Source organism: Pseudomonas sp. NFPP12 (assembly GCF_900103205.1).
Lineage (GTDB): Bacteria > Pseudomonadota > Gammaproteobacteria > Pseudomonadales > Pseudomonadaceae > Aquipseudomonas > Aquipseudomonas protegens.
In genome coordinates this window covers 16,782-42,197 of the sequence record NZ_FMWW01000011.1, presented here as the reverse complement: position 1 = coordinate 42,197, position 25,416 = coordinate 16,782, and the positions used below count along the sequence as shown (strand labels likewise).

General features: G+C 64.4%; 18 protein-coding genes. 15 read left to right on the top strand and 3 right to left on the bottom strand.

What is annotated here, in order from left to right:
- Positions 1–1,541: retention module-containing protein (locus tag BLS75_RS31430; protein WP_143031451.1), on the bottom strand; the 1,541-nt coding region annotated here is incomplete at its 3' end.
- A gap of 361 nt (positions 1,542–1,902) precedes the next feature.
- Between BLS75_RS31430 and BLS75_RS31425 the strand changes: the two genes are divergently transcribed.
- The 14 genes from BLS75_RS31425 (at position 1,903) to BLS75_RS31360 (ending at position 20,403) form a co-directional block, all read left to right on the top strand.
- Positions 1,903–3,255: a TolC family outer membrane protein gene (locus BLS75_RS31425; RefSeq protein WP_072453141.1), complete on the top strand. Its 1,353-nt coding sequence runs from the start codon at positions 1,903–1,905 to the stop codon at positions 3,253–3,255.
- Positions 3,256–3,293: 38 nt separating this feature from the next.
- Positions 3,294–5,447 carry a type I secretion system permease/ATPase gene (locus BLS75_RS31420; protein WP_011058516.1) on the top strand — a complete coding sequence of 718 codons (2,154 nt, stop codon included), beginning with the start codon at positions 3,294–3,296 and terminating at the stop codon, positions 5,445–5,447.
- Entirely contained in the window at positions 5,437–6,804 is a 1,368-nt protein-coding gene (locus BLS75_RS31415; RefSeq protein ID WP_011058517.1) for an HlyD family type I secretion periplasmic adaptor subunit, read from the top strand. Before BLS75_RS31420 ends, BLS75_RS31415 begins: the two co-directional genes overlap by 11 nt.
- Before the next feature lie 360 nt (positions 6,805–7,164).
- Positions 7,165–8,052 (top strand): TauD/TfdA dioxygenase family protein, encoded by an 888-nt coding sequence (locus tag BLS75_RS31410; RefSeq protein WP_072453138.1) that lies wholly within the window; start codon positions 7,165–7,167, stop codon positions 8,050–8,052.
- Positions 8,053–8,091: 39 nt separating this feature from the next.
- A complete protein-coding gene (locus tag BLS75_RS31405) occupies positions 8,092–9,117 on the top strand; it encodes an ABC transporter substrate-binding protein (protein ID WP_169893095.1) in 1,026 nt (341 codons plus the stop codon).
- A 5-nt stretch (positions 9,118–9,122) separates the two neighbouring features.
- Complete coding sequence (locus tag BLS75_RS31400) at positions 9,123–9,983, top strand: ABC transporter ATP-binding protein (protein ID WP_041115052.1); 861 nt, start codon at positions 9,123–9,125, stop codon at positions 9,981–9,983.
- A gap of 33 nt (positions 9,984–10,016) precedes the next feature.
- Positions 10,017–10,883 carry an ABC transporter permease gene (locus BLS75_RS31395; RefSeq protein ID WP_011058521.1) on the top strand — a complete coding sequence of 289 codons (867 nt, stop codon included), beginning with the start codon at positions 10,017–10,019 and terminating at the stop codon, positions 10,881–10,883.
- Positions 10,884–11,098: 215 nt separating this feature from the next.
- Positions 11,099–12,025: a LysR family transcriptional regulator gene (locus BLS75_RS31390; protein WP_011058522.1), complete on the top strand. Its 927-nt coding sequence runs from the start codon at positions 11,099–11,101 to the stop codon at positions 12,023–12,025.
- Positions 12,026–12,201: 176 nt separating this feature from the next.
- Positions 12,202–13,746: an MFS transporter gene (locus tag BLS75_RS31385; protein ID WP_011058523.1), complete on the top strand. Its 1,545-nt coding sequence runs from the start codon at positions 12,202–12,204 to the stop codon at positions 13,744–13,746.
- Positions 13,747–13,760: 14 nt separating this feature from the next.
- The gene (locus tag BLS75_RS31380; RefSeq protein ID WP_011058524.1) at positions 13,761–14,831 is read left to right on the top strand and encodes an HlyD family secretion protein; all 1,071 of its coding nucleotides are present in this window, start codon (positions 13,761–13,763) and stop codon (positions 14,829–14,831) included.
- A complete protein-coding gene (locus BLS75_RS31375) occupies positions 14,828–16,309 on the top strand; it encodes an efflux transporter outer membrane subunit (protein WP_072453136.1) in 1,482 nt (493 codons plus the stop codon). Before BLS75_RS31380 ends, BLS75_RS31375 begins: the two co-directional genes overlap by 4 nt.
- Before the next feature lie 70 nt (positions 16,310–16,379).
- Positions 16,380–16,889: a sigma-70 family RNA polymerase sigma factor gene (locus BLS75_RS31370; RefSeq protein WP_011058526.1), complete on the top strand. Its 510-nt coding sequence runs from the start codon at positions 16,380–16,382 to the stop codon at positions 16,887–16,889.
- Complete coding sequence (locus BLS75_RS31365; protein ID WP_072453133.1) at positions 16,886–17,839, top strand: FecR domain-containing protein; 954 nt, start codon at positions 16,886–16,888, stop codon at positions 17,837–17,839. Before BLS75_RS31370 ends, BLS75_RS31365 begins: the two co-directional genes overlap by 4 nt.
- Positions 17,840–17,937: 98 nt before the next feature.
- The gene (locus tag BLS75_RS31360) at positions 17,938–20,403 is read left to right on the top strand and encodes a TonB-dependent siderophore receptor (RefSeq protein WP_011058528.1); all 2,466 of its coding nucleotides are present in this window, start codon (positions 17,938–17,940) and stop codon (positions 20,401–20,403) included.
- Between the two features lie 96 nt (positions 20,404–20,499).
- Here BLS75_RS31360 and BLS75_RS31355 read toward each other — a convergent pair whose 3' ends face one another.
- On the bottom strand, positions 20,500–21,243 hold the full coding sequence (locus BLS75_RS31355; RefSeq protein WP_072453131.1) for a DUF3142 domain-containing protein: 744 nt from the start codon (positions 21,241–21,243) through the stop codon (positions 20,500–20,502).
- The gene (locus tag BLS75_RS31350; protein ID WP_072453129.1) at positions 21,213–23,405 is read right to left on the bottom strand and encodes a PA5441 family protein; all 2,193 of its coding nucleotides are present in this window, start codon (positions 23,403–23,405) and stop codon (positions 21,213–21,215) included. The genes BLS75_RS31355 and BLS75_RS31350 overlap by 31 nt, the downstream gene beginning before the upstream one ends.
- A 331-nt stretch (positions 23,406–23,736) precedes the next feature.
- Between BLS75_RS31350 and BLS75_RS31345 the strand changes: the two genes are divergently transcribed.
- Positions 23,737–25,347 (top strand): glycosyltransferase family 39 protein, encoded by a 1,611-nt coding sequence (locus BLS75_RS31345; protein WP_072453126.1) that lies wholly within the window; start codon positions 23,737–23,739, stop codon positions 25,345–25,347.
- Positions 25,348–25,416: the final 69 nt, after the last annotated feature.

Sequence of the window (25,416 nt, the reverse complement as noted above, 5' to 3'; positions counted from 1 at the left end):
ACTGGCGAACCGGTCACTGGCGCAGTCACCGATGCGGTGTAAACGACGGTGCCACCCTCAGCCACGCTTGGTGTTGCGGTCAGGCTGACGGTCGAAGTATCGATAGTGTCTGTGACGTCGGTAACTGCCGGAGCCGGGTCGGTGACCAGGTTTTCGAAATTGCCGCCATCGGCCTTGGTGATGGTGACTTCAACCTTGCCCGCGTCCTTGTAGACGTCATCGGCAGGGGCCGCGACGGTGGCAGTACCGGAAGTGGCACCGGCAGCGATGGTGATCACTGCGCCGTTGCTCAGGGTCACGGTGACCGGGGTGCCAGCAGGGTTGGTCAGGGTCGCGGTGTAGACGATGGAGCCGCCTTCGGCCACGGTATCGGTGGCCGACAGGCTCAGGCCGGTGTCGTCGATGCTGTCGATCACGGTGGTGACCGCTTTGTCTGGGCTGGGTTGCAGGTTCTCGAAGTTGCCGCCTTCAGCCTTGGTGATACCGACTTCGATGGTCTCGCCGTTCTTGTAGACGTCATTGGCTGGCGCCGGGACGTCGATCGAGCCACTGGACTTGCCCGCTTCGATAGTGATCACCGAGCCGTTGGACAGGGTGATGGTCACCGGAGTCTGTGCCGGGTTGGTGAGGGTGGCGGTGTAGGTGATCTGCCCGCCCTCGGTAACGCTGGTATCAGCGGTAAGACTGACGGTGGTGGTGTCGATGGTGTCGGTGACCTGGGTGACCGCCGGGGTCGGGTTGACCGTTACCAGCAGGCCGCCACCGCCGGTGGTGCCGGTCACGCTGACGCTGATCTGGCCCGGGTCGATATAGACGTTGTCCTGGGGCGCCAGGGGCACCTGCACGCTGCCAGTGGTCTGGCCGGCGCTGATGACGATGACCGCGCCATTGGACAGGGTCACGGTCAGGTCGGTAAGTGGCGCCTGGGTCAGGGTCGCGGTGTACACCAGGGTGCCACCGGCTTCGGTAATGGTTGGGGTGGCGCCCAGGGTCAGGGTGGCCGGGCGCAGGGAGTCACTCCCGCTGCCGTTGCCATTGCCCAGGCCGCCATTGTTGGTCAGGCCGCCAAAGGTGTTGTCCTGGGTCGAGTTGGCCAGCCCCAGGCCAGCGGTGGGGAAACCGATGGTCGGGTCGACCCGGCCCGCAGTCTCTTCCAACTGCACAAAACTGTGGCCACCACCGGCCGCGCCGCCATTCCCCGCGGCGGTCGGGCCGGCGGCGGTGGCTTCCAGGTCGGTGGTCGGGTCGGCGCCGGCGGCGATGGCCTGCTGCAGTTCTGCCACCGAAGGGGCGGCCTGAGCGGTGGCCTGTGCCAGGTCCGTGCTGGAGTCCGGTGCGGCACCGCTCCACTGGGTGTCACGCCCCAGGTCCAGAGTGCGCCCGTCGGTCAACTCCAGGGTGACGGCCCCGGCCGGGCCGGTGTCTACCTGGTCACCCACGAACAGGCGGTCCCCTTCAATGAGTACGCGTCGGATCCCTTCCGGGGAAACCACGAAAACTTGGCCGACAATGCTTTTGACGATGGCAACAACACTGCTCATTGGGGACTCTCCGGTGTACCGCTCAGTCGACTTCCATGTACCGGCTTGGGCGCGGGCCGCAACTCAGTCAGGACGTACTAGGTGTGTAATTGGGAACGGGTAATTGACAGAACTACCGTCAAAAGTTTGGCTATATTTTTTGGGTATTAACTTTATGCCAAACTATTGACCTTATGGACGCCATCCTAAACAATCGCCGAATTAATGTCACATTGATATTCACGCGGTAACCTGACTTGAAGTATGTGAACCAGTTCTTAGTTTGAACTTTCCGACGGACGGTTGTTTTGGTTGTAATAAATCGATGTGGTGCCACGTTCTGACGTGATTCTGGACACGCTGTCCGAGGGAAATTCTTACCATGCGTTTTCATCTGTTCAAGGCCCTGCCCTTTGCCTTAGCCGCCAGCTTTGTGCAGGCTCAAACCCTTCCTGAAGCCATGCAGAAAGCACTGGATGTGCACCCGGAAATCCAAGCCGGCGTTAACAGCCGTCTGGCTGCTGACTACCAGTTGAAAGCCGCCAAAGGTGGCTATCTGCCACGAGTGGACATGCTAGCTGGCTATGGTCGTGAAGGGACGGATAACCCTACGACTCGTGCGGGTACAGGCAGCAATCACTGGGAAACCTTGAACCGCGGCGAGTCAAGTTTGCGTCTGCAACAGATGGTTTTTGACGGTTTTGCCACGTCTAGCGAAGTCGGGCGTCAACAAGCCACCGTCAACTCCCGCGCCTACTCCCTGCTGGGCACCTCCGAGCGCACGGCCCTGACCGTGGCCCAGGTCTATCTGGATGTGCTGACCCGCCGTCAATTCGTGCAACTGGCGGAAGACAACCTGCGCAATCACGAGCGTATCTACGACCAGATCAAGCTGCGCACCCAGCGTGGCGTGGGTAGCGGCGCCGACCTTGACCAGGCTGAAGCGCGGATGGCCCAGGCCCGCAACAACCTGATCACCGAGCAGACCAACCTCGCCGACGCCCAGACCAACTACCTGAGTGCCGTCGGAGAAATGCCGGACCAGCTGGAGCGCCCTGCCAGTTTTATGGCGATGTTGCCGGCCAACCTCGACGAGGCCCGGCACCAGATGCTGGAAAACAGCCCGATCCTGCGTTCCGCCGAGTCCGATATCGTCGCTGCCGAGAAGCAGTACGATGCCGCCAAGTCGGCGTTCTATCCGCGCTTCGACGCGGAGCTGGGGCGTACTGCCGACAACGACCTGGATGGCCAGAACGGCCACAACAATGAATGGCAGGCGATGTTGCGCATGCGCTTCAACCTGTTCGCCGGCGGCAGCAACAAGGCCGACCTGGAGTCCAAGGCCTACCAGTCCAACCAGGCGCTGGATATCCGCAACAACGCCCTGCGGGTGCTGAACGAGGAACTGGGCCTGGCCTGGAACGCCTTGAACAACGCCAACGCCCAGGTGCCGATCGCCCAGCAATACGTGGATCACAGCACCAGCGTGCGGACCGCCTACCAGAAGCAGTTCAGCCTGGGTGAACGTACCCTGCTGGACTTGCTCGACAGTGAAAACGAGTTGTTCACCGCCTCCCGGCGCCTGGCCGAGATCCAGAACATTCAGTTATTTACTCAATATCGAATCAAGGCGACCATGGGCGAGTTGCTCAAAAGCCAGGGAGTGGTGGCACCTATGGCCTCCGTCGTGCAAAGCGATGTGAAGCCCAAGGTCCAGCTGCCCGGGATGAATTGAGCTAATTTCATCCAACCAGCCAGTCAAGAGTGTCGAGCGTGGAATCAGAAGTCAGTGTGCAACTCAGTCATGATCCACGCGGCATGCATGACGATCCCCTTCTGGATGGTTTGCTGACCCTCTGCTTCCTGCACCAGAAGCCCGCCAGTGCGGCGATGCTGACCACCGGCCTGCCCTTGCCATCCCAGCGCCTGAGCGCCGAGCTGCTGCCCCGGGCCGCGGCCCGGGCCGGGCTGCAGGGCCGGGTGCTGCGGCGCAAGCTCGAACAGATTCCAGCCATCGCCATGCCCGCCCTGTTGCTGCTCAAGGACGGTCGCAGCGCGGTGCTGCTGGGCTGGCAGGGTGAAGACCAGGCGCGGCTGCTGCTCAGCGAAAGTGATGGCGGCGAAGTCTGTGTCGACCGCCAGTTGCTGGCCGACGATTACAGCGGCCAGGTGTTCTTCGCCCAGCCCCAGCACAAGTTCGACGTCAACCACGGGTCGCTGATCCCCCGCGCCCGTTCGTGGTTTCGCGACACCCTCAAGCGCTCGCGCTGGCTGTATGCCGACGCCATTGCCGCGAGCCTGCTGATCAACATCATCGCCATGGCCGCGCCGTTGTTCGTGATGAACGTCTATGACCGGGTGGTGCCGAACCAGGCCACCTCGACCCTGTGGGTGCTGTCCATCGGCATCATCGGCGCCTACATCTTCGACCTGATCCTCAAGGGCCTGCGCAGCCTGTGCCTGGACCTGGCGGGAAAGAAGACCGACCTGATCATTTCCGCCACGCTGTTCGAGCGCATCGTCGGCATGGCCATGAAGTACCGCCCGGCACGGGTCGGCAGCTTCGCCCAGAACATCCATGAGTTTCAGAGCCTGCGGGACTTTCTCGCATCCCTGACCCTCACCAGCCTGATCGACCTGCCGTTCACCCTGCTGATCTTCCTGGTGATCGCCATCCTTGGCGGGCATCTGGTGTGGATTCCGGTGCTGGCCTTCCCGATTGCCCTGTGCATCGGCTATGCCCTGCAGAAGCCGCTGGTGGCGACCATGGAAAAGACCATGGCCCTGGGGGCCGAGCGCCAGTCGAGCCTGATCGAGACCCTGGCCGGCCTGGACGCGGTCAAAGTCAACAACGCCGAGAGCGAGCGCCAGTACCAGTGGGAGCAGACCATCGGCACCCTCAGCCGGCTTGAGCTGCGGGTGAAGATGCTGTCCAGCCTGGCGATGAACATCACCTTGCTGATCCAGCAACTGGCCGGGGTGATCATGATCATCTTCGGCGTGTACCAGATCATCGACGGCAACCTCAGCATGGGCGGCCTGATCGCCTGCTACATGCTCAGCGGTCGGGCCCTGAGCCCGCTGGCTTCGCTGTCCGGGCTGCTGACCCGCTACCAGCAGGCGCGGGTCACCATGACCTCCGTGGACCAGATGATGGAGCTGCCCCAGGAGCGCAATTTCGACGAGCGCCCCCTGAGCCGCAGCGTGCTGCAGGGCGCCATCGAGTGCCGGCAACTGAGCTTTACCTACCCGGGGCAGCAGAACCCGGCGCTGAAGAACATCAACCTGATGATCAAGCCGGGGGAAAAGGTCGGCATCATCGGCCGCAGCGGCTCCGGCAAGAGCTCCCTGGCCAAGTTGCTGGTGGGGCTTTACCAGCCGGACTCCGGTGCCCTGCTGGTGGACGGTGTGGACATCCGCCAGATCGACGTCAGCGAACTGCGTCACAACATCGGCTACGTGCCCCAGGACATCCAGCTGCTGGCCGGGACCCTGCGTGACAACCTGACTTCCGGTGCCCGCTATGTCGAGGACGAACTGGTGCTGCAGGCCGCGGAACTGGCGGGGGTCCATGAGTTTGCCAGGCTGCACCCGCAGGGCTATGAATTGCAGGTGGGCGAGCGCGGGCAGAACCTTTCCGGTGGCCAGCGGCAGAACGTCGCCCTGGCTCGCGCGCTGTTGCTCAACCCACAGATCCTGCTGCTCGACGAGCCCACCAGCGCCATGGACAACACCGGCGAAGAGCGCTTGAAACAGCGCCTGGAGGCGGTGGTGCAGAGCAAGACCGTGGTACTGGTCACCCACCGGGCGTCGTTGCTGTCGCTGGTGGACCGGCTGTTGGTGGTGGACCGTGGACAAATCCTGGCCGATGGCCCGAAAGCGGTGGTGATGGAAGCGTTGAAGAAGGGGCAGATCAGTGTTGCTTAAGTCGGGATTCAAGGACTCGATCCGTCGCTATTTCAAAGGCACCGATTCGCTCCAGGGGCAGCCGCTGCCCGAGGTCAACAAGGCACTGATCGAAGATGCGCCGCGGGTTATCCGCCTGACCATCTGGGGCATCATCGCGTTCTTCCTGTTCCTGGTGCTGTGGGCCAACTTCGCGGTGATCGACGAAGTAACCAAGGGCGAGGGCAAGGCGATTCCTTCCTCCAAGCTGCAGAAGATCCAGAACCTGGAAGGCGGCATCGTCTCCGAGCTGTACGTCAAGGAAGGCCAGATAGTCGAGGCCGGCGCGCCGCTGATTCGCCTCGACGACACGCGCTTCCAGTCCAACGTCGGCGAGACCGAGACCGTGCGCCTGTCCATGCTGCTGCGGGTCGAGCGCCTGAGCGCCGAGGTGGATGAACGCGAGTTGAATTTCCCCGCCGAGGCGGTCAAGGAAGCGCCGGGCCAGGCGGCCAGTGAGAAATCCCTGTACCAGAGCCGTCGCCAGCAACTGCATGACGAGATCGGTGGCCTCCAGGAACAGCTGATCCAGAAGCAGCAGGAACTGCGCGAGTTCACCTCCAAGCAGGCGCAATACCGCCAGCAACTGGGTCTGCAGCGCCAGGAAATCGCCATGTCCGAGCCGCTGGTGGCCCAGGGCGCGGTGTCGCCGGTGGAAGTGCTGCGGCTCAAGCGTGCCGAAGTGGAAACCCGTGGCCAGCTGGACGCGACCACCCTGGCGATCCCTCGCGCCGAATCGGCGATCAAGGAAGTGCAGCGCAAGATCGATGAAACCCGCGGCAAGTTCCGCAGCGAGGCCCTGACCCAGCTCAACGAAGCGCGCACCGAACTGAACAAGGCCAGCGCCACCGGCAAGGCCCTGGAAGACCGGGTCAGCCGCACCCTGGTGACCTCGCCGGTACGCGGTATCGTCAAGCAGCTGATGGTCAACACCATCGGCGGGGTGATCCAGCCGGGCAGCGACATGGTGGAAATCGTCCCCCTGGACGACACCCTGCTGGTGGAAGCCAAGATCCGTCCCCAGGACATCGCCTTCCTGCACCCGGGGCAGGAAGCGGTGGTCAAGTTCAGCGCCTATGACTACACCATCTACGGTGGCCTCAAGGCCCGCCTGGAACAGATCGGCGCCGATACCATCACCGATGAAGACAAGAAGACCACCTACTACATGATCAAGCTGCGCACCGACCGCAGCCACTTGGGCACCGATGAAAAGCCGCTGCTGATCATCCCCGGCATGGTGGCCTCGGTGGACATCATCACCGGCAAGAAAAGCATCCTCAGCTACCTGCTCAAGCCGATCATCCGCGCCCGCGCCGAAGCCCTGCACGAACGCTGATCCATGTAAGAAACCACCTGCCAGCCTTGTAGGAGCTGGTTTGCCAGCGAAGGGGCCTTGAGAGCGCCTTCGTCGGCAAGCTCACTCCTGCAGCCTGTGTCATGGAGCCGTCGACAGCGCGCCGTCCGCAAGCGCCATGGGCTCCATCGATGGCGTACCGTCCCCAAGCGGTCCATCGGTTGAATCAACATATCGTTATTCAATAACGGTATTTAAATTCGTTTTCTTATATCTATAAAGTTGACTCCCTGCGTACCTGCCGACCAATCGGCGCGCCGCACGAAATGAACCCACACGGGATCTCCGTGAGTTTCTGATCGACGCGCGCGCCCTGGGCGCGCCTGCGCGGGAGTTTCAGTCATGTCTGCATCAGCCAGTGCCGCCTCCATTGCCGCACAAGCTTTCGAAATCCGGCCCTTGAATGGGGCTGTAGGCGCCGAGATCGTCGGCCTCGACCTGTCCCGGCCAGTCAACGACCAGGACTTCGCCCGCATCCACCGCGCCCACCTGGACCATCACGTAGTGGTGTTCCGCGACCAGCGCATCAGCCCCGAACAGCAGATTGCCTTCAGCCGTCGCTTCGGTGTGTTGCAGATTCATGTGCTCAAGCAGTTTCTGCTGGCCGGACACCCGGAAATCCTCATCGTTTCCAACATCATCGAGAATGGCCAGTCCATCGGCCTGGGGGACGCCGGCAAGTTCTGGCACTCGGACCTCTCCTACAAGGAGCTGCCGAGCCTGGGCTCGATGCTGCACGCCCAGGAACTGCCAGCCGAAGGGGGCGACACCCTGTTCGCCAACATGCACCAGGCCTGGGACAACTTGCCCGAGGCGCTGCGCAAGGCGGTCGAGGGGCGCAGCGCCGCCCACTCCTACACGGCGCGCTACAGCGAGACCAAGTTCGAGGGCAACTGGCGCCCGACCCTGACCCCGGAGCAACTGGCCCAGGTCGCCGAGGTGGTGCACCCGGTCGTGCGCACTCACCCGGAAAACGGCCGCAAGGCGTTGTTTGTCAGCGAAGGCTTCACCACCCGCATCGTTGGCCTGCCGGAAGACGAAAGCGCCCAGTTGCTGGCCGAGCTGTATGCCCACAGCGTGCTGCCGGACAACATCTACCGCCATCAATGGCAGCTCCACGACCTGGTGTTCTGGGACAACCGCTCGCTGATCCACCTGGCCGCCGGTTGCCCGAGCCATCTGCGCCGCAAGCTGTATCGCACCACCATCCAGGGCGACGCCCCTTACTGATCAGCCAGGCACGGCAGGAGAACCAGCATGTCCTTATCCATTCCCTTCATTCCCCGCCTCGGCAGACTGGCCACGGCCATCGGCCTGGGTTTCAGCCTGCTGGCCGGCAGCCTGGTCGCGCCTGCGCCGGCCCAGGCCGAAGGCGAGATCCGCATCGCTGAACAGTTCGGTATCGTCTACCTGCTGCTCAATGTGGTGCGCGACCAGAACCTGATCGAAAAGCACGGCAAGGAGCAGGGCATCGACATCAAGGTCGACTGGACCCAGCTGTCCGGCGGCGCGGCGGTCAACGACGCGCTGCTGTCGGGCTCCATCGACATTGCCGGGGCCGGCGTCGGGCCGCTGCTGACCATCTGGGATCGCACCCACGGCCGGCAGAACGTCAAGGCCGTAGCCTCTCTGGGTAACTTTCCCTACTACCTGGTGAGCAACAATCCCAAGGTCAAGACCATCGCCGACTTCACCGAAAAGGACCGCATTGCGGTACCGGCGGTGGGGGTCTCGGTGCAATCGCGCTTCCTGCAATACGCCGCCGCCAAGCAATGGGGCGACAAGGAATTCAATCGCCTGGACAAGTACACCATCGCCGTTCCCCACCCGGACGCCACCGCCGCGCTGATTGCCGGCGGCACCGAGCTGACCGGGCACTTCTCCAACCCGCCATTCCAGGACCAGGCCCTGGAGAACCCCAATGTGCACGTGGTGCTCAATACCTACGACCTGCTGGGGCCCAACTCGCCGACGGTGCTGTTCGCCACCGAGAAATTCCGCAACGACAACCCCAAGACCTACAAGGCCTTCGTCGAAGCCCTGGCCGAAGCGGCCGAGTTCGCCCAGCACGACAAGGGCGCAGCCGCCGATACCTACCTGCGCGTGACCAAGGCCAAGATCGACCGCGCCGCCTTGCTGAAGATCATCGACAACCCGCAGTTCGAGTTCAGCGTGACACCGAAAAACACCTACCCGCTGGCGGAATTCCTCTACCGGGTCGGTGCGATCAAGAACAAGCCCGAGTCGTGGAAGGACTACTTCTTCCAGGATGCCAAACCGTTGCAGGGGAGCTGATCGCCATGAACGCCCCCTTGCCAGGCCACACGGCCAGCAATCGCGCTGCCATCGCCCAGGCGCTGTTGGCGGTGGAACAAGTCAGCCTGGAATACCGCACCCCACAGCGGGTGGTGCGGGCCACCCACCAGGTGAGTTTCGAGGTTGATCCGGCCGACCGCTTTGTCCTGCTGGGGCCTTCAGGCTGCGGCAAGTCGACCCTGCTCAAGGCCGTGGCCGGGTTCATCCAGCCCTGTGAGGGCGAGATTCGCCTGCAAGGCCAGCGCGTCAGCCAGCCCGGGCCGGATCGTATCGTGGTGTTCCAGGAGTTCGACCAGTTGCCCCCCTGGAAAACCGTGAAGCAGAACGTGATGTTTCCCTTGCTGGCGTCGAAGACCCTCGGCCGCCGCGAGGCCGAAGAGCGTGCCCTGGAATACCTGGAAAAAGTCGGCCTGGCGGCTTTCGCCGATGCCTATCCGCATACCCTGTCCGGTGGCATGAAGGCCCGGGTGGCGATCGCTCGCGCGCTGGCCATGCAGCCGAAGATCCTGCTGATGGACGAACCTTTCGCCGCCCTCGACGCCCTGACCCGACGCAAGATGCAGGAGGAGTTGCTGCGGCTCTGGGAGGAGGTGCGCTTCACCTTGCTGTTCGTCACTCACTCCATCGAGGAAGCGCTGGTGGTGGGCAATCGCATCCTCCTGTTGTCGCCTCATCCGGGGCGCGTGCGGGCGGAAGTCCACAGCCACCAATACGACCTGCAGAGCCTCGGTGGCGTGGCCTTTCAGCAGACCGCGCGGCGCATCCACCGCTTGCTGTTCGATGAAGGCCAATCGCCGGAAACTGAAACCGAGCTGGATTTCGCCGATATCCGTATCGCTTATTGAGCCGTCAGGCCACCGTTGAACGAGGAATGCCCGATGAGCCACTCATCCCCTGCGCGCGAGGAATACGAAGTTGTCCTGCAGCCCTTGCTGCAAGTGCCCCTGGAGCGCGAGCTGCCCCTGGGGCAGCGCCTCTGGCAACAAGGCTGGTTGCGCAAGAGCCTGATCCTGGTCCTGCTGGCGCTGCTCTGGGAAGCCGTGGCCCGTTACCAGAACAACGACCTGCTGCTACCGAGTTTTCTGCAAACTGCCAGCGCTCTTTACCAGGGCCTGCTCAGCGGCGAATTGCTGGGCAAGGTGGGCATTTCCCTGGTGGTGCTGCTCAAGGGCTACCTGATCGGCATCGTCCTGGCGTTTGCCTTGACCACCCTGGCGGTCTCGACCCGGCTTGGCCGTGACCTGCTGAGCACCCTGACCTCGATGTTCAATCCGCTGCCGGCCATTGCCCTGCTGCCCCTGGCGCTGCTGTGGTTCGGCCTGGGGCAGAACAGCCTGATCTTCGTGCTGGTGCATTCGGTGCTTTGGGCTTTGGCCTTGAACACCTATGCCGGGTTTCTCGGGGTTTCCGAAACCCTGCGCATGGCCGGGCGCAACTACGGCCTCAAGGGCCTGCGCCTGGTGCTGTTCATCCTGATCCCGGCGGCGCTGCCGTCGATTCTCGCCGGGTTGAAGATCGGCTGGGCTTTCGCCTGGCGCACCCTGATCGCTGCCGAGCTGGTGTTCGGCGCCACCAGCGGCAAGGGTGGCCTGGGCTGGTACATCTTCCAGAACCGAAATGAGTTGTACACCGACAAGGTGTTTGCCGGGCTGGCAGTGGTGATCCTCATCGGCCTGCTGGTGGAAAACCTGATCTTCGACACCCTGGAGCGGATCACGGTAAAACGCTGGGGCATGCAGCGCTGAGCTACCTCGTCCGCCAGCCCCCCGACCGTAGGAGCTGGCCTGCCAGCGAAAGCGTCCTCAAGGGCTATGCAAGGTTCGAGGGCCCATTCGCCGGCAAGCCGGCTCCTACGCGGCTAGTGGGTTCACGGGTAAGGATTGATCTCCCTCATTTTCCTAGGCGCCAAGCCTGCTAGCATTGCGCCTGGATCATCCCTGACCAGTCACGAGTGCTCAGCATGCAACTTCCGGACATGAACCTTCTGGTGGCCCTCGACGCCCTGCTCGACGAGGGCAGCGTGGTGGGCGCGGCGCGGCGCATGAACCTCAGCCCGGCGGCCATGAGCCGGACCCTGACGCGGATCCGCGACGCCCTCGGCGACCCGGTGCTGGTACGTGCCGGACGCGGCCTGGTGCCCACCCCCAAGGCCCTGGAACTGCGCAGCCAGGTGCGCGATGTAGTGGAGCAGGCGGCGCTGGTGTTCCGCTCGGCGGACAAGGTCGACCTGGGTTCCCTGCAGCGGCGCTTCAACGTGCGCGCCAACGATTTTTTCGTCGGCGTGTATGGCGGTCGCCTCATCGATACCCTGGAGCGTCAGGCGCCCTTGTGCGAGCTGCGCTTCGTGCCCGAAGGCGATGGCGATGACGAGGCCCTGCGGGAGGGAAGGATCGACCTGCGGATTAGCAACACCCGGCCCCTGACCCCGGAAGTCAAGGTGCAGAACCTGTTCACCACCGCTTTTGTCGGCCTGGTGCGCGAAGGCCACCCGCTGTTGGACGAAGACATCACCGCCGAGCGTTTTGCCGCGTTTCCCCATATCAGCATGTCTCGCCGGGGCATAGCCCGTGGACCTATCGATGCGGCCCTGGCCGAGCAGGGCCTGGAGCGCCGGGTGCCGCTGATTGCCCCGAGCTTCCACGCCGCCATGTTCATGCTGCCGGATTCGGACCTGATTTTGCCGGTGCCCCAGGAAACCCTGCTCAGCGTCTCGCGCCTGGGCCTGCGCTTGCGTTCGTTCGTGCTGCCGATTTCCCTGCCGACCCTGGTTTTGACCCAGGCCTGGCATCCGCGCTACGACAAGGACCCGGCGCACAAGTGGTTTCGCGAAACCCTGCGCACCTCCTGCCAGGCCACCTGGCAAGAAGCCCAGCCGACCTCCTCGTAGGAGCCGGCTTGCCGGCGAAAGCGGTCTTGAGGGCCCCTTCGCTGGCAAGCCAGCTCCTACGGTCAACAGGGTGAATCATTGCGTCTGACGCACTTATAAACTGTCGATAAGTCAGTTTTCGTCAGCATCGGCTGTTCATAAACTGCTCTGGTTTTCTTGTCTGGAGCAGTATTTCCATGAGTTCCCTCGCTGTCGCTGCGCCTGCTTCGGTTGAAGCCGCCAGCAAGCCGGCAGCCATTGCACCGCCGGTGTTCGGGCCGCGGATCATCATCGGCCTGGTGGGCGTGCTGCTGGCGGTGCTGGTCTCGGGCCTCAACGAGATGGTGACCAAGATCGCCCTGGCGGACATTCGTGGTGCGCTGTTCATCGGCTACGACGAAGGCACCTGGCTGGTGGCCTGCTACACCGCCACCTCGGTGGCGGCCATGGCCTTCGCGCCCTGGTGTTCGGTGACCTTTTCCCTGCGGCGCTTCACCCTGTGTGCCATTGGCCTTTTCACCCTGCTGGGGGTGCTGTGCCCCTTCGCCCCGAACTACGAAAGCCTGTTGCTGCTGCGCACCCTGCAAGGCCTGGCCGGCGGCGCGCTGCCACCGATGCTGATGACCGTGGCCCTGCGGTTCCTGCCGGCCAACGTCAAGCTCTACGGCCTGGCCGGCTATGCCCTGACCGCCACCTTCGGTCCTAGCCTGGGCACGCCCCTGGCGGCACTCTGGACCGAGTACGTGGGCTGGCAATGGGCGTTCTGGCAGGTGGTGCTGCCTTGCCTGCTGGCGATGGCGGCGGTGGCCTACGGCCTGCCCCAGGACCCGCTGCGCCTGGAGCGTTTCAAGCAGTTCAACTGGCGCGGCCTGCTGCTGGGCTTTCCGGCGATCTGCATGCTGGTGATCGGTATCCTGCAGGGCAACCGCCTGGACTGGTTCGAGTCGCCGCTGATCTGTGTGCTGCTGGCCGGCGGGCTGGTGCTGCTGGTGCTGTTCATGATCAACGAATGGTCGCAGCCGATTCCCTTCTTCAAGCTGCAGATGCTCGGCATCCGCAACCTGTCCTTCGCCCTGCTGACCCTGGCCGGGGTGCTGGTGGTACTGACGGCGGTGATCATCATCCCGTCCGCCTATCTGGCTCAGGTCCAGGGCTACCGGCCGTTGCAGACCGCCCCGGTGATGCTGGTGATGGCCCTGCCGCAACTGCTTGCGCTGCCCCTGGTGGCAGCACTGTGCAACCTGCGCTGGGTCGATTGCCGCTGGGTGCTGGGGATCGGCCTGGGCATGCTGGTGCTGTCCTGTCTGGGCGGTACGCACCTGACCTCGGCCTGGATCCGTGACGACTTCTATGTGCTGCAACTGCTGCAGATCTTCGGCCAGCCCATGGCAGTGCTGCCATTGCTGATGCTTTCCACCGGCAGTATCACCCCGATGGAAGGGCCTTTTGCCTCGGCGTGGTTCAACACTGTGAAAGGCCTGGCGGCGGTGATCGCCACCGGTGTGCTGGATGTGCTGACCACCCGCCGCCTGCATTTTCATTCGACCATGCTGGTGGACAGCCTGGGCAACTCGCCTCTGGTGGACGACGGCGTCGCCGGCCTGGCCCGGCGCCTGCACCAGCAGGCCGTGGTGCTGACCTCCGCCGACCTCTACTACTGCATGGCAGGGCTGGCCGCTGTGCTGATCCTGCTGATTTTCTGGCTGCCGACGCGGATCTACCCACCGCGGGCGCCGACTTGAACGAGACCTTTGTCATGACGACCCAGAACAAACACAAAATCGCCATTGCGGTAGCGGCAGTGGCGGCCCTTGGCGTGTTGGCCTACCTGGCGCTGCCGGGGCTGTTCGGCCGCGCCGGCGAGCAGACCACCAACGACGCTTTCATCGCCGCCGACTACACCCTGGTGGCCCCGCGCGTGGCGGGGTTCATCAAGGAAGTGCTGGTGGAAGACAACCAGCAGGTTAAGGCCGGGCAACTGCTGGCCCTGATCGACGACCGTGACCTGCGGGCCGCGGCCCAGGCGGCGGATGCCGAGACCCTGGTGGCCAAGGCGCAGTTGCAGAACGCCCGGGCGACCCTGGACCGGCAGAGTTCGGTGATCGCCCAGGCCCAGGCTGCCTTGAGCGCGGCCCAGGCCGAGCGAGCCTTTGCCGAGCATGAACTGAACCGCTACAACCACCTGGCCGGGGTCGGCGCCGGCACGGTGCAGAACGCCCAGCAGGCCCGGACCCGCATCGACCAGGCCAGCGCCCGGCTGGCCACCGCCACCGCAGCCCTGGCGGCGGAGCGCAAGCAGGTGGAGATCCTCACCGCCCAGCGCGACGCCGCGGAAGGTGGCTTGAAACGTGCCCAGGCGGCCCTGGAAATGGCCAGCTACGAGTTGTCCTACACGCGCATCGTGGCGCCGGTGGACGGCATGGTCGGCGAGCGTGCGGTGCGGGTCGGTGCCTATGTCACCCCGGGCAGCAAGATCCTTGCCGTGGTACCGCTGCAGCAGGCCTATGTACTGGCCAACTTCCAGGAAACCCAGCTGACGGCCATGCATGCCGGGCAGGTGGTGGAGGTGCGGGTCGACAGCCTGGGCGGCGAGACCCTGCATGGTCGGGTGGAAAGCCTGGCCCCGGCCACCGGTGTGACCTTCGCCGCGGTGAAGCCGGATAACGCCACCGGCAACTTCACCAAGGTGGTGCAGCGCATTCCGGTGAAGATCCTTCTGGAACCCAACCAGCCGTTGGCCGAGCGGTTGCGGGTGGGCATGTCGGTGGAAGCCAGCGTGGACACCCACAGCTCTGCCACTAGCGCCCGCGAGGTGACCCAGCGATGAGCCGCGAACGCAGCCGTCACAGACGCTCCCACGGGCTCCGCACTCTGCTGGCGCTGAGCCTGCTGTCCCTGGCCGCGTGCAATGTCGGCCCGGATTTCCAGAGGCCCCAGGCGACCCAGGTCCAGGCCTGGTCTGCCCCGGCCCAGGCCGCTGCCAGCCAGGCGGTGGACAGTGCCATGCAGGAGCGCTGGTGGGAGGTGTTCAACGACCCGCAACTGTCGGCCCTGAGCCGTCGCGTCCTGAGCGATAACCTCGACCTGCAACTGGCCACCAGCCGTTTGCAGCAGAGCCGGGCGGCGCGCCAGGTCATCACTGCCGAACGCTATCCGAGCACCTCGGCCAATGGCGGCTACGGGCGCAAGCGCAACAGTGCCGAGGGCCTGAACGACCCTTCGGGGAACAACGGAAAATCGGCCTTCAATCTCTGGGAAGCGGGCTTCTCCGCCTCCTGGGAGCTGGATTTCTGGGGCCGGGTGCGGCGCGAAACCGAGGCCGCCGACGCGACCCTGGAAGTGGCGGAGAACGACCGGCGCGGGGTGCTGTTGTCGGTGCTGGCGGAAACCGCCCAGGACTACATCCAACTGCGCGGCGTGCAGAGCACCCGGGCGGTCACCGAGCAGAACCTCGAGGTCGCCCGGCACAGCCTGAAACTCTCGCAACTGCGCCTGGCCGACGGCGTGGCCACCGACCTGGACGTGGCCGAAGCCGCCGCCCAGGTCGCCACCATCGAGGCTCAACTGCCGGAGCTGCAACAGCGCCAGGCGCAGCTGATCAATGCCCTGAGCCTGCTGCTGGGGGAGCCACCCCAGGCCTTGCACCAGGAACTGGCCAGCGATGCGCCAGTGCCGCAACCGCCATCCCAGGTGGCTATCGGCCTGCCTTCGCAACTGGCCGAGCGGCGTCCGGATATCCGCCAGGCCGAGGCGCGCCTGCATGCAGCCACGGCCAGCATCGGTGTGGCCAAGGGCGATTTCTATCCGCGCATTACCCTGTCCGGCAACTTCGGCTCCCAGGCCCTGCAACTGGCGGACTTCGGTTCCTGGAGTTCGCGGCAGTTCGGCATCGGCCCGCAGTTCAGCCTGCCGCTGTTCGATGGCGGCCGCCTGCGGGGCATGCTCCAGTTGCGCGAGGCCCAGCAGCAGGAAGCAGCCCTGGCCTACCAGCAGACGGTGCTGCGGGCCTGGCACGAAATCGACGACCAACTGACCCGCTACAACGCCAGCCAGTTGCGCCGCGACAGCCTGGCCGAAGCGGTGCGGCAGAACCAGATCGCCCTGCGCACGGCACAGCAGCAGTACATCGAAGGGGTGGTGGATTTCGTCAACGTGCTGACGGTGCAGGGCGCCTTGTTGGCAACCCAGGAGCAGTTGGTGGAAAGCTCGGCCGGAGTGTCCCTGGCCATGGTTGGCCTGTACAAGGCGCTGGGGGGTGGTTGGCAGTCGGTCTACCCATTGCAGGCTGCCAGCCAGCCACGTTGAAAAGCGTTTTGCCTGGATTGAGAAAAAAGTGTAATGATAATTGCTCTCAATCATGTGCGCAGTTTCATTCATGCAAGCCACCACTGACGGCAACGCTCAACTCCATCGTCTGTATCAGGATCATCACGGCTGGTTGCAGGGCTGGTTGCGCAAGCGCCTGGGCGATCGCGAGCATGCCGCGGACGTGGCGCAAGACACCTTCCTGCGCCTCTTGCTCTCGGGGCGTTTTCCCGGGCAGCAGGAAAGCCGCAGCTACCTGGCGCAGATCGCCCGCAACCTGGTGGTCGACCAATGGCGGCGCGCGCGCATCGAGCGCGCCTACCTGGAAAGCATCGCCCACTTGCCGGAACCGCAGACCCCCTCCCTGGAAAGCCGCGCGCTGATTCTCGAAACCCTGATGCAGATCGACGCCATGCTCGACCGCATGCCGGACAAGGTGCGCCAGGCCTTTGTCATGTCGCAGTTCGAGGGGCTGGGCTATGCGCAGATTGCCGAGCGCCTGGAGGTTTCCGTCAGCTCGGTGCAGAAGTACATGACCCGGGCGATCCAGGCCTGTTACCAGGTGCTCTACGCAGAATGAAACCTCGTCAGGCACCCATTGCCCCCAGCGTTGTCGAGCAGGCCAGCGAGTGGCTGATGCTGCATTGGGGCGGCGAATTGAGCGCGCAGCAGCGCAGCGCCTTCGACGCCTGGCAGCAGGCCGATCCCGAGCATCAGCGAGCCTGGCAACGCCTGCAGCAACTGCAACAGACCCTGCAAGGCGTGCCGGAACACAGCACCCATGTACTGTTGGCCAAGGCGCCGGACCAGCAGCGCCGCGCCGCACTGAAGCTGCTCGGCTTGCTGCTGGTGGCCGGTGGCAGCGGCTACCTGGTGCAGGACAGCCAGCCCTGGCGAGCGGCCTTCGCCGGGCAGCGCAGCGCCACCGGGGAAGTACGCCACCTGACCCTGAGCGACGGCAGCCGCCTGGACCTCAACAGCGCCAGCGCCGTCGACCTACTGTTCAGCGCCAGCGAACGGCGCATCCGCCTGATCCAGGGCGAGATCCTGCTGACCAGCGGGCATGACCCGTCGCGGCCGCTGATCGTGGAAACCCCCGCCGGCGATATCCAGGCCCTGGGCACACGTTTCGCCGTGCGCGAGTTGGACGGCGGCACCCGGGTCGATCTTTACGAAGGGGCCCTGCGGATCAGCCCCCGCCACACACAGGCCCTGCAACTGAATGCCGGCGAACGCCTGTGGTTCGACGCCGGCCAGGTGTCGGCCCGGCAAGTGGCCCAGGTCAATGCCAGCAGCTGGAGCGAGGGCCGGTTGATTGCCGAACGCCAGCCCCTGGGGCAGTTCGTCGCTGAGTTGTCACGGTATCGGCCAGGGGTGCTGCGCTGCGATGAGCAGGTGGCGGGCTTGCTGCTGACCGGGGTCTTTCCCCTGGCCGACAGCGATGCGGTGCTCGCAGCCCTGGAGCGCTCGCTACCGGTACGGGCCCATGCGGTGACCCGCTACTGGGTAACCCTCAAGCCGCGAGGCTGAATGCAAAAATATTTTGTCAGGCGGTTGTCGATTCCGGCGCGCCGTTCGGGATACCCCATGAAAGCCGATCAAGACGCATTCTCATGGGGAGTTCAGGAATGCCTTACCAGACCGCTGCATCCATTTTGACCCTGGGCGCTACCGCGCGCCGCCGAGCCTTTGTTGCGCTGCTGGCGGTGGCACCCGTACTGCCAGGCATTGTCCAGGCCGAGCCGGGCAGCCAGAGCCAGGCCCGCGACTACCAGATCGCCCCCGGCAACCTCGACCAGGTGCTGAACCGCTTTGCCAGTGCGGCGGGGATTCTCCTGTCGGTGGATGCGAGCATGACTGCCGGCAAGCACAGCCAGGGCCTGCAAGGCCGCTACGAAGTGGCGCAAGGGCTGCACCAGCTCCTTGCGGGGACCGGCCTGCAAGCCACCCAGAGTGGCGCCAGCTGGGGGCTGCAACCAGTGGCCCAGGGTGCTGCGCTGGAGCTGGGGCCAACCCGCATCGGCGCCACCCAAGTGGATGAAAATGCCTGGGGCGCAGTGCCGGGGATCGTGGCCAAGCGCAGCGCCACCGGCAGCAAGACCGATTCGGCGCTGGTGGAGATTCCGCAGACCATCAACGTGATCGGCGCCAAGGAAATCAGCGCCCGCGGCGCCCAGAGCGTGACCGAGGCGCTGCTCTATACCCCGGGCATGACCGGCGGCGGCTTTTCCGACCGGGTGAAGATTTTCGACGAACCCACCTCCCGTGGTTTTTCACCGACTCCGCTGTACCTCGACGGCCTGCACTTGCCCTATGGCGGTGGCAGTACCGGGGGGGCCCTGCAGATCGAGCCCTATTCCCTGGAGCGCATCGAAGTGCTCAAGGGCCCGGCCTCGGTGCTCTACGGGCAGAACCAGCCGGGCGGGATCGTCAACATGGTCAGCAAGCGGCCCACCGAGACCCCCGTGCATCAGCTGAAAGTGGAAGCCGGCAGCTACGACCACAAGAGCATCGCCCTGGACCTGGGCGGCCCGCTGGATGAGCAGGGGCAGTTCCTCTATCGCCTGACCGGCCTGGCCAGCGACAGCCAGGACGCCATCGATTACGTGCAGCGCCAGCGTCAGTTCATCGCCCCGAGCCTGACCTGGCGGCCGGATGACGACACCCAACTGACGGTGTTTGCCCAGTTCCAGAAGGACAACGACGTGCCCGAGGCCCAGGGCCTGCCCAGCGTGGGCACGGTGTTCGCCAACCCCAACGGCAAGATCGACCGCGACCTGTTTCTCGGCGAGCCCGGGGTCAATGCCTACGACCGTGACCAGTTCGTCGTGGGCTACGAGTTCTCCCATCGCCTGAACGATGTCTGGACCCTGAAGCAGAATGCCCGCTACGCCGACGTCGACGACCGTTACCGTGCGCCGCTGCACGGCTACAAGTTCGTCACCAACCCCAAGACCGGGCTCGACGACCAGCGCTACATGACCCGCTACGGGGTCGACTGGAAGCAGCACAACAAGGTCTTCGGCGTGGATAACATCGCCCAGGCCGAGTTCGACACCGGGCCGTTCAACCACACGGTGTTGGTGGGGCTGGATTACTACCACTTCAATTCGAAATACCACGGCAAGTACGACTACAACCCGCCGATTCTCGACATGTTCACCCCCACCTACGGCCAGTCGCTGAATTTCGGCAACGCTTACCAGTGGGACAACACCATCATCCAGACCGGCCTCTACGTGCAGGACCAGATCAAGTACGAGAAGTGGGTGCTGGTGCTGGGCGGTCGCAACGATTGGGCGGAAACCGACAACAAGGCGCCGCTGGGTGGAGCCCATACCAACGTCAAGAACCAGTCCTTCACCGGGCGCGGGGGGCTGGTGTACCTGTTCGACAACGGGCTGGCGCCCTTTGTCAGCTACTCGGAATCCTTCCTGCCGTTGAGCGGCACCAGCTTCCAGCGCAGCGCGTTCGAGCCTTCCACCGGCAAGCAGTACGAAGTGGGGGTGAAATTCCAGCCTCCGGGCCAGGAGAGCTTCGTCCAGGTATCGGCCTATCAACTGGACCAGGAGAACATTCTGACCACCGACCTGGCCAACCCCGGTTTCAGTATCCAGAGCGGCGCGGTGCGCTCCCGGGGTATCGAGCTTGAAGCCAAGGCCAGCCTCAGCGAATCGCTGGACGTGATTGCCTCGGCATCGCGCAACGACATCAAGTACACCAAGGACAACGATGGCCGCGAGGGTCGCCACCCGGCGGGCATGCCACCCCTGACTGCTGCGTTGTGGCTCAACTACACCATCCTGGGCGACACCCCCCTGGCAGGCCTGGGAGCGGGCGTCGGCGCCCGCTACGTCAAGGGCAGCTACGGCACCGACTACGACGGCGCCTTCCAGATCCCTTCCTACACCGTGTACGACGCCGGCCTGACCTACGACCTTGAAAAGTCGCCGTTGCAGCTCAAGGGCGTGAAGCTGGCGCTGAACGTGAAGAACCTCACCGACAAGACCTACGTCGCCAACTGCACCAGCATCTGGGACTGCTACTACGGCGAAGGCCGGACCATGGTCTCGAGCCTGACTTATGACTGGTAAGGGGTTGTCTGACTGATTTGCAGGTCCCGGGTTCGCTTTCGGCTGTTTGTGGGAGCTGGCTTGCCAGCGAAGGCGTCTGCCAGGCCGCCTTCGCTATCAAGGATTCTGCAAGAACACCACGTAGCCCTTGAACCAGGGGCTGTCGTGCAGGGCCTGGGGTTCCTGCCATTCACCGCCCTGGATCAGGCCGACCTTGTAGGGCAGGCCCATGCGGTCCAGGCGCGGCAGGTAGCTGGCGTAGTTGGGGATGCTGCGGCGGCCCTGGTAGGTCTGCACCACCACTTCGTCCACCACGCCCTTGAGCTGGCCGATGGCTTGCGGGTCGGCGTTGCTGCCCCAGTCCATCAACCCGGTGATGCTCAGGCGGTAGTGCGCCGGCAGGCGCTGGCGCAGGTCACGCAGGAAGTGGCCATAGCGCTCCAGGTCGTGGGTGCTGCTGTCGAAATCGATCTGGATGCCCACCACCTGGGTGCCCGTGGCCTGCCAACGCCGGACCTGGCCCAGCAACTGGTCATACAGCGGTTCGGGCCAGGCCAGGGTGTGGGCGCGGTAGACCACCCACACCTGCTCCTGGCGCAGACGCGACACCGGCAGGCCCTGGGCGATGAGCTGGACGCCGCTGGCCGGATGGCGCCGCGAACGGCTGATCTGGCCCTGGAGGAGGTACAGGGTCCTGGCCTGGCCCAGCACCGGCTGGGTCTTGACCCCGCTCCATAGCCAGAATGCGTCGTAGTCGGTGGCGTCCACTGCCGCGCTGGCCGGCGTTGCCCAGCACAGCCACAGCAGCAGGCCATAGCCCAGGCGCTTGCCTACCAGTAGTAACGCAGCGACTGGGCCCACTGGGTATCCCCCAACTTGGTCTTCAACTGGCGGAACCAGGCCTTGCGCACGGCGGGCTCGACACCGGCACCGCCACAGTTGTTATGGCCCGAGGAGGCGTAGCAGTTGATGGCTCGGTACAGCGCGTAGGCGCGATCGTCACGGCTGGCCTTGGGGTTGTTGATCACCACCTGATAACCGTCGAGCCGCGAGAACGGCTTGCCCGGGAACGTGTCCTGGGTGCCGCCCAGGTTCTGGGCCGGTGGCGGGGTGTCCAGGGGCATGCGGTCGAAGCCGCTGAAACGCATGAACTCGCCGAGGCAGAGCAGCCCGGCCGGCGCTTTCGGGTCACGCTGCAGGAGCGCGGCAGTCTCCAATAGGCTTGGGCAGCGGTAGTCGGGTTTTTCTTCTTCGGGCTGTGGGCCATTCCAGTGGAAGTCCTGCAACGGCGGAGTATCGAGGTAGATGTAGCCCAGGCTGGCGGCAAGGCTAGCGTCGGGCAGGGTGGGCGGCAGTTGCTCGAAGTCTTTGCCGAAGGCCGCGTACTGGCCGCGGGTCAGGTCCTTGTACAGCAGGATAAAACGCGCGGCGTTGCGCTCCGCTGGCGAGTCGGCCTGCTGTGCCTGCTGGCGCAGCAGTTGGGGAGAGGCCACCTGGCGCAGGAGAATGGCGCGCACCTGGGCGGTCTTGATCGGCGAGTCGGCGGCGAACACCTTGGCCAGTTGCCCGCTGCGCTCGTAGGTGTAGGCCAGGGCCAGTTCCAGCTGTTCGCGTTGCAGCGGTTGCTGGGCCAGGGGCAGCAGTTGCAGCCACAGCGCCTCGGCGCCTTTCCAGTCCTTTTGGGCCTGCAGGGCCAGGCCACGCAGGATCTGCTGGCTGAAGCTCAGGTAGTCCAGTTGCGCCGGCACTTGGCTGGGCAATTGTTTGAGCGCCGCCGCCGGTTGTTTTTCGACATACAGGCTGAAAGCGGCCTGGAGATAGTCGAACAGCGCCGGCTGGCTGGCGAACAGGGCCTTCTGCTGTTGCAGGGCGTCCCGGGTCAGGGGCGCCGATGGGGCGTCGCGCATGCGCATCAGGTCCTTGACCGCCAGCAGCAGCGGAGCCTTGAAGTGGTCTTCGGGCAGGCTCAGCAGTTTGTAGTCGACTTCTTCCACCAGGTCGTCCAGAGGCATGTTGCGCGGGGTGCCGGGAGCCTGGGTCAGTTGCCAGGCGTAGTCCTCGGCCAGGGCCTGGGTGTCGCCCGTCAGCCAGTGCACACGGCGGATCAGACCCTTGGCAGAAACGGCGTAGCGGCCCTGTGGATAAGTCTTCAGGTAGGCCTCGAAACCGGCGCCGGCCTGTTGCAGGACGGGTTTGTCCACATGCTCCAGATTGACCATGCTCCATTCATCGAAGGCGTTCTGCTGGGCCAGGTTGAGCAGGGTGCGCGGGCTCATGTAGGCCGCGGTTTCGGCCAGCCAGGGCTGGGGACTGTCCTTGAGCGCGGCAAAACCGTTGCCGGCTTCGTTGAAGCGGCCGCTGTAGAAGTCGGCGGCGGCCTGCAGGTAGCCGGCGAACGCCTTGGCCGCCGCCGAGTTCAGGTTGGCCGGCAGCAGCTTGCTCATTTCGCTGGCGTTCCAGTCGCAGCTGGCCAGCAGTTGCACCCGGGCCTCGGCCAGGGCCTGGCGTTCTTCGGGGCTCAGTGGCGCCTGGTCGAGCTGCTCGACAAAAGCCAGGGCACTGTCGTCCGAGTTGCTGCGGCAGCGGCTGCCTTCTCCGGAGAGAAAGCCGTTCCCGGCGGCTTCCTTGCTATCGCGACGCAGGCCCACGGCCTGCAGCAGGCTGTCGAGCTGCTCGGTGGCGGGCGAGGGGCCGGGCTTGGGTGGGTTGCCAGTGTCGGGATCGAGCTCGGGCTGCGCCGGGTGCAGGCGATAGTGCATGAAGGGCACAGGGCCGTAGCCCATGCCCAGCTCATCCTGGGTCAGGGCCCGGGGTGCCAGGGGCAGGCTGCCTTGGTCGGCCAGCAGCAGCCGCAGGTTGACCCGGCTGTCGTTGCCCGGGCTGAGAAAGGGCAGGTTGCTGCAACCGTCCAGGCGATTTGAGTAGAGCGACCAGCTCGGCGAGCAGATGTCATCCGAGCTGGCCTGGGCCTGGCCGGCGCACAGGGCGGTGAGGGTCAATGCCGAGAGCAGAAGCTTGCGCATGAATTGTCCTTAATTCAGAAAAGCCATGAGGGCAGGTTCCGAGTGTGGCGAAAATCATACAGAAGGCGCCGGCTGGCACCTACGTCGCTGGTTAGAAAATCCGCCGTTCTGTGACGCGCCTTTGCTGTGCTCCGGTCTATGTTCATCCATTGCCGGTGATGGCCGGGCCCGACCCCGTACCGCGGTCCCCGAGGGCAATCGGCAGGCGTCGCACATGACATTCGAGGAGCGGCTTTTTACCCTTGCGTCTGTGCTTTGCGGTTTTCCAGGCAAAGGACGATGCTGTCGGGGTTTGAGCGACCAGATCTGGCGAGTTTATGGGGAGCAAGGAATGGATTTTCGCAGAGCGCCGGAGTTGATCGGGCGTTTGCAAGAGCGGGCCGTCGTGCCTCGGGAGCAAGGTGTGCAGCGGCTGATGCGCTTGGCGCTTGAGTATTGGTTGCTGCCGGTGTTGCTATTGGCTGCGGCCGTTCGCTTTTATGACCTGACCGCCGCGGCCATCTGGGGCGACGAGGGTTCCAGCCTGGTGCTCAGCCAGTATTCGCTGAGCGAAATCTGGTTTCATGCGGCCCGCGACGTCCATCCGCCGCTGTATTTCATGCTCTTGCGTGGTTGGATTGAACTGTTCGGCGACGGGATTTTTTCCATTCGCACCTTCAGCGCGCTGCCAGGGATAGTTACCGTAGGGCTCGGCATGTGGCTGGTGGCGCTGCTGGCGACCCGTCGCGCGGCGATTCTCGCCGGTGTGCTGCTGGCCCTGCTGCCCACGGCCGTGCGCTACAGCCAGGAAGTGCGCATGTATGCGCTGCTGGGCCTGTTGCTGTTGGGAGCGACCCTGGCCCTGGTGTACTGGCTGCGCCAGCCTTCGCGTCCAGGCTATCTGGTGAGCTACGCGCTGCTGATGACCCTGGCCTTCTACACCCATTACTTCACGGCGTTTTGCGTGCTGGCGCACTGGCTGTACCTGGCCGTTTCGGGCGTGCGCGCCGAGGGCGGCGGGCGCTTGGTCACCCGCCCGGCCTGGTGGCTGGCGAATGCGGCGATCGTGCTGCTGTTCCTGCCCTGGGTTCCGGAGTTGCTGGACCTGCTGCGGCACATGGACGAGTTGAAGGCTAACGGCGATGTCGGCTGGGAGCCGGTGGTCACCTGGTCTTCGCTGCCGGCGATGGTCTGGCAATTGCTGATCCAGGACGAAGGCGACAACCTGCCAGGTGCGCTGTTTGTGGGCATGCCGCTGCTGTTGCTGGCGGTCTGTAGCGTCCTGGCCTGGCGTGATGGTGCACCTGCCAGGTTCGGCGGGCTGCTGGCGAGTTTCACCCTGCTGCCGTTGTTGTTGGTGTTTGCGGTGTCGTTCGCTTCGCCAGTGTTTATCGAACGCTACCTGACCGCGTATGCCGTGGGCTTGCCGATGATCATGGCGGTGCTCATCGATCGCTGGCTTAAGACTGCCCGGCTGGTGGCGCTGGCGTTGCTACTGGGGTTCGTGGGGCTGGAAGCGGTGGGGCTGAAAAACAACATCGATGTCGACGCCAACGACCAGATCAGCGTGATGGTCGACTACGTCAACCGGCACTACGTCGCGGGCGACCGCATCGTTATCAGCGACATGCTCTGGTACTTGAGCTACGTCTACTACAACCGCACCGATGCCCAGCCGATGCTCTATACGCCGCTGCTGCCGGGAGGCACCTCCAGCAGGCCGAACGCCTACGGCTTCGGCGCCCTGATCGACCACCCGGATCAGGTCTACCTGGATCAGTTGAGCGCCTTGTCAGTGGGCAGCGGACGCTATTGGCTGGTGGGGTCGGACGATCAGTCCGAGGAATTCGCGCCATTGCCCCAGGGGTGGCACAAAGTCGGTCAGTTCGCCGCGGGTGGTACTCGGGCCCGCTTGTTTGTCCTCTGTGGCTCGGCAGCCGGCGCTTCCTGTGCCGGGCAATGAACGCGCAGGGTGCCGTTCGGAAGTTCGAGGCCTTGTGTCTTGCAGCGCGACCTAGACTTGCATCAGGAG